Origin of the sequence: Yoonia sp., assembly GCF_042093035.1 — a bacterium.
Lineage (GTDB): Bacteria > Pseudomonadota > Alphaproteobacteria > Rhodobacterales > Rhodobacteraceae > Yoonia.
In genome coordinates, this window is the sequence record NZ_JBELFI010000021.1 from 24,863 (window position 1) to 29,252 (window position 4,390).

A 4,390-nucleotide genomic window follows, 5' to 3' on the forward strand; every position below is an offset into this window, starting at 1 on the left:
GATGGCACCACCTGCCCCCAAGGCCGCGGCGGGCGTCGGGTTGGTGATACCACCCAGAATCGAGCCCAGGACCGCCACGATCAGAACCAATGGCGGAAAGACAACGCGCAGGATCTCATTGCCTGCCAGCAGTTTGCCCGCGGCCCGCAATCCAAGGAACGTCACCACCAGAGGGATTACCAGAAGGACAGTCGTGATCCCCGGCGACGTGATGGCCGAGATCAGCAAGATATCGACCAACAGGATCAATCCAACGCCAAAGGCCCCCAAAATCAGTGGTCGGTGATCGGCACTTGGCGCCACGCCCCGTGCCAATGCCAGCATCAGACCCATCAAAACGGTCATGATCGCAATGCCTGTGCCAATCGGGGCCGCATCCGCAACCTTTTGCACGACAAGCTCGGCGCGTTCTTCGTCAGACAAAGCACGCGCTTGCGTGACACCACCCGCCGTTTCGATCGCCTGTTGCTCTGCAACCGCTTGATCCCACGCGTCCTGCCCGTGCAGTGCGATCATGGATGCCTGACAGGCCGGCTCAACACGAGTCCGCAGCGATGCGCTCTCGCCGGTGTCTGTGAAGCTGTCCACGATAACCGACTGGCTGCCGACAAGATTGACCTGACCCATCGCCATCGTCAGCACGATAATACCCGCGGGCACCGCAAGGAACCACGTCAGACCGTCCTTGCGCGTGATAACCTGTCCACCCGCACTTTCGGAAAAGTCCACCGGAGGCGCTTTGGAAGGGTTGATGAGCGCGTAGACAAAGGCGTAGCCCGCATAAAGCGTTGCCAGCAAGATACCGGGCAGCAATGCCGCTTGGAACAATGTCCCAACCGAAACCACCGCAGGCTCCCCCAGATAGGTCAGCGCATCGGTACAGCCGGCCAGCTTCGCACGGTCTTCTTGTGCGGCCGAATAGATGTCACCGGCCAGCGTGCCCAGCAGAACGATCACAATCGAGGGCGGAATGATCTGGCCCAGCGTTCCCGAGGCCGCGATCACACCCGTCGAAAGCTGCGGCGAATACCCATTTTTGAGCATTGTCGGCAGCGCTAAAAGCCCCATCGTCACAACCGTCGCACCCACAATACCAGTAGAGGCAGCAAGAAATGCACCCACGATCACAATCGACACGGCCAGACCACCGGGCAGCGGGCCAAATACTTTTGCCATTGTTGTCAGCAATTCGTCCGCAATGCGTGAGCGCTCCAACACGATGCCCATCATCACAAACATCACAACCGCCAGCAGGGTTTCGATGGATTGACCGGCCAGAACGCGTTCGTTCATCCGGTTCACCATGAAGCCGATGTTGCGGTCCAACGCAACTTCCCAGCCCTGCGGGAACAAAACGTCCTCATAGCGGGGCAATTCGGGGTATCGGAACACTGATACCGCTTCTGGCCTTACGCCTTCTGCCAACAAGGCCGCGTATTCGGCGGAATTGGTGTCCACAGCTGCGTGTATCAACAACCCGGAGCTATCAAGTGCCGCGATGATCGCAAACGATACAACCGCCGAACCCGAGATCGCGAATGCCACGGGGAAACCTGACAGGATCCCCGCAAAGAGTGTCAGAAAGACGATAATGATACCGACTTCGATGCCATCTAATCCGAAAAGCATGTGTCTACCGCCCCGCCCTAGTGAATTTCGTTAACAAGCTCGGCGGTTTCATCGCCCATCTTGTCCTTGTCGAGATATTTGCCTTCGCTCGCCTCGCCTTCGCGCCACTCCAGAAAAGAGCGGTAGAAGAAAGCGATTGCCTGCAAAAAGACCATCGCAGTGAAGATCACCAGCAGGACCTTGAACATGAAGTAGGCGTTGAACCCATTGGGAGAGAAACCGATGGTTTCAACGTTCCAGCGCAACGCGCGCGCCTTGGTCAGCAAGCGCTCCAGCGTGTCCGAGGCGGACGGGTTCGGCACCACAAGGTGGCGCCACATAAAAAACCAGCCGTAAAGCCAAATGATGAGAGATGTCGAGGCCATGAATACAAGCGAGCCGAACATGTCGATCACGCGCTTGGTGCGGTAGCTGACCGCGGAATAAACCAGATCGACACGCACGTGCCCGCCTTGCACGAATGTATACATCGCACAGAGTGTCACGATGATTGCGTTATAGAATTTCAACTCTTCGGACCACCAGCTTACATCTTTTGTCAGCGTAATCCCGAAGCCGATCGAAATCTCGGAGACCGCAAAAACCCGCTGCATGAAGATAATCACGATCTGTTGCAGCACCATCAGCAATCCCGCCCATGCCGCAACGCGCCCGACGGTGTTGGCGAATATCTCCAGCCCACGCACGACGCCCCAAAGCACGGCATTTTTGAAAAGGCCTACAATGGTCAGAACAAAAAACATGACCAGGATCACAAAGAAGAATTCAACCGAGGCGCCGTAATAGATGAAGCGCATGAGCGCTTCTTTCTGTTCGGTCTCCATCGCGCCATTGATCGATGGCACCCAGGTCAGCCAGAGCCCCGGGTTCAATATGGCGTAAAAGAAGTTGAAAAATGCTTCGATCAGGTTGGCAAGAAACCACCCTATCGGATTTCCACCCCATGCTTCGACCAAGCCCATAGGTGCGTCCCCTTCGTCATCCTGTTTGGCGTCTCATTCCTGCGCCGCCGCTTGGTATAAGGGCCCAGATGCACAAAGCACCGGGCCCCTACATTGGTCTGGATCAGGTCAGACCGAACAATCGCGCTTAGCCGTCACGTTGTGCTGTAAACACACCGTCAGACGCTGCAATCCATGCAGCGGAGCTGTCACGGGATGTTTCGAAGCTTGCGCGGATGCGGTCATAAAGCTCATCGCCGGCAAACTCGTCCATGGCCTGCTGCGATCCGACGCGGAAGGCATCCCAAACATCGTCAGGGAAGGACATCACCTTCGTGCCGGAGGCTTGCAGACGCTGCAAAGCTGCACCGTTGCCTTCAAGCGACTGTGCCAGCGACCAGTGGTGTGTCGCCATCGCCGCGTTTTCGATAATGGACTGATGCGCCGGTGACAGGCTTTCCCAGACATCAAGGTTGATTGCCGCAGACAGGGCAGAACCCGGCTCGTGGAAACCACCTGTGTAGTAGAATTCGCAAACCTCTTGCAGACCAAGACGTTCGTCAGCAAGCGGGCCAATCCATTCAGCGCCATCAATCGCACCGGATGCCAGTGCCTGATAGATTTCACCGCCGGGCACGTTTTGTACGGATGCACCAGTGTTACCCAATGCACGGCCACCAAGACCCGGCATACGGAATTTCAGACCTTGCAGGTCCGCCGCGGATTCGATTTCCTTACGGAACCAGCCACCAGGCTGCGCGCCTGTGTTACCGGCCAAGAATGTCTTCATGCCGAAAATCTGGCCCAGCTCGTCATGCAGTTCCTGACCGCCGGCATGTTGGTACCAGTTAATCAATTCCTGCGCGGTGCCACCAAATGGCACGGCTGTAAAGAAGTAGTAACCCGGGTGCTGACCGCCAAAATAATATTCAGCAGAGTGATACATGTCAGCCTGACCTGACGACACCGCGTCAAATACTTCGAATGCACCAACAAGCGAACCCGCAGGCTTCTTGTCGATTGTCAACGAACCACCGGACATGGTGTTGACGGCGTTCTTGAGGTATTCGGCAGCGTCATCAAAGATAGCAAAGCCATCAGGGACTGATGTTACCAAGGTGAGTGTGCGGTTGCCCTGCGCGATTGCAGGTGCTGCCAGAGCCGCAGTAGCCGCAGCGGTCCCCCCCAAGGCAGAATTCTTTAAAAAAGAGCGGCGATCCATATGTGGTTCCTCCAGTTGTAGTGTGCGAAAAAGGCGCGTGTCGCCTTTTCGTCGCCGGATATAAGCAAAGCGTTTTCATTTGGTCCAGCATCAAAAGACTGTCACAGGCGCAAGCGCGGCGTGACATTACGCTACGTCAGGTGTGAAAAATCACCCCCAATTTGCAAAATGATGCGATGTTAGCGCTATTTATGATCCCTCCCGATCGTTACACGCCTGCATTTCCATATTGCCAATCTGGTAAAAAAAACTGACAATATTGTGAAATACAGGCCGCCACATGACGCGGGCGCTTCGCGGCCTGACATTAAATGTCTCAGAATGCCAAAGAAAAGAAATTAAAGTCCATGGGCGGTTTCGCGAGAAAGCGCTCGCGGCATGACGGCAACGAGCGGCTTTGCTGATCCTATGAACAGCGTTTAGTTTTCGACAGTCGCTTGGATTGCACTGCGGACAATGGTGAACCATTCACCCGACAGGCGCAATTCTTCCAGACCTGCGTTGATGATCGGCAAGGCTTCGTTGGCCAATGCGTTGTCCTTGGACACGAAGATATGTGTGGTGACGGTGCCCTTGAGCGGCTCCAGCGTTGTGATGC

3 protein-coding genes are annotated in these 4,390 nt (G+C 55.8%); all 3 read right to left on the bottom strand.

Annotated elements, in window-relative coordinates:
- Nucleotides 1–1,629: TRAP transporter large permease subunit (locus ACFDSS_RS05050; RefSeq protein ID WP_375254676.1), on the bottom strand; the 1,629-nt coding region annotated here is incomplete at its 3' end.
- Between the two features lie 17 nt (nucleotides 1,630–1,646).
- A complete protein-coding gene (locus ACFDSS_RS05055; RefSeq protein WP_375254677.1) occupies nucleotides 1,647–2,591 on the bottom strand; it encodes a TRAP transporter small permease subunit in 945 nt (314 codons plus the stop codon).
- Between the two features lie 127 nt (nucleotides 2,592–2,718).
- Nucleotides 2,719–3,792, bottom strand: a complete 1,074-nt coding sequence (locus ACFDSS_RS05060) for a TRAP transporter substrate-binding protein (protein ID WP_375254678.1) — start codon at nucleotides 3,790–3,792, stop codon at nucleotides 2,719–2,721.
- Between the last annotated feature and the right edge of the window lie 598 nt (nucleotides 3,793–4,390).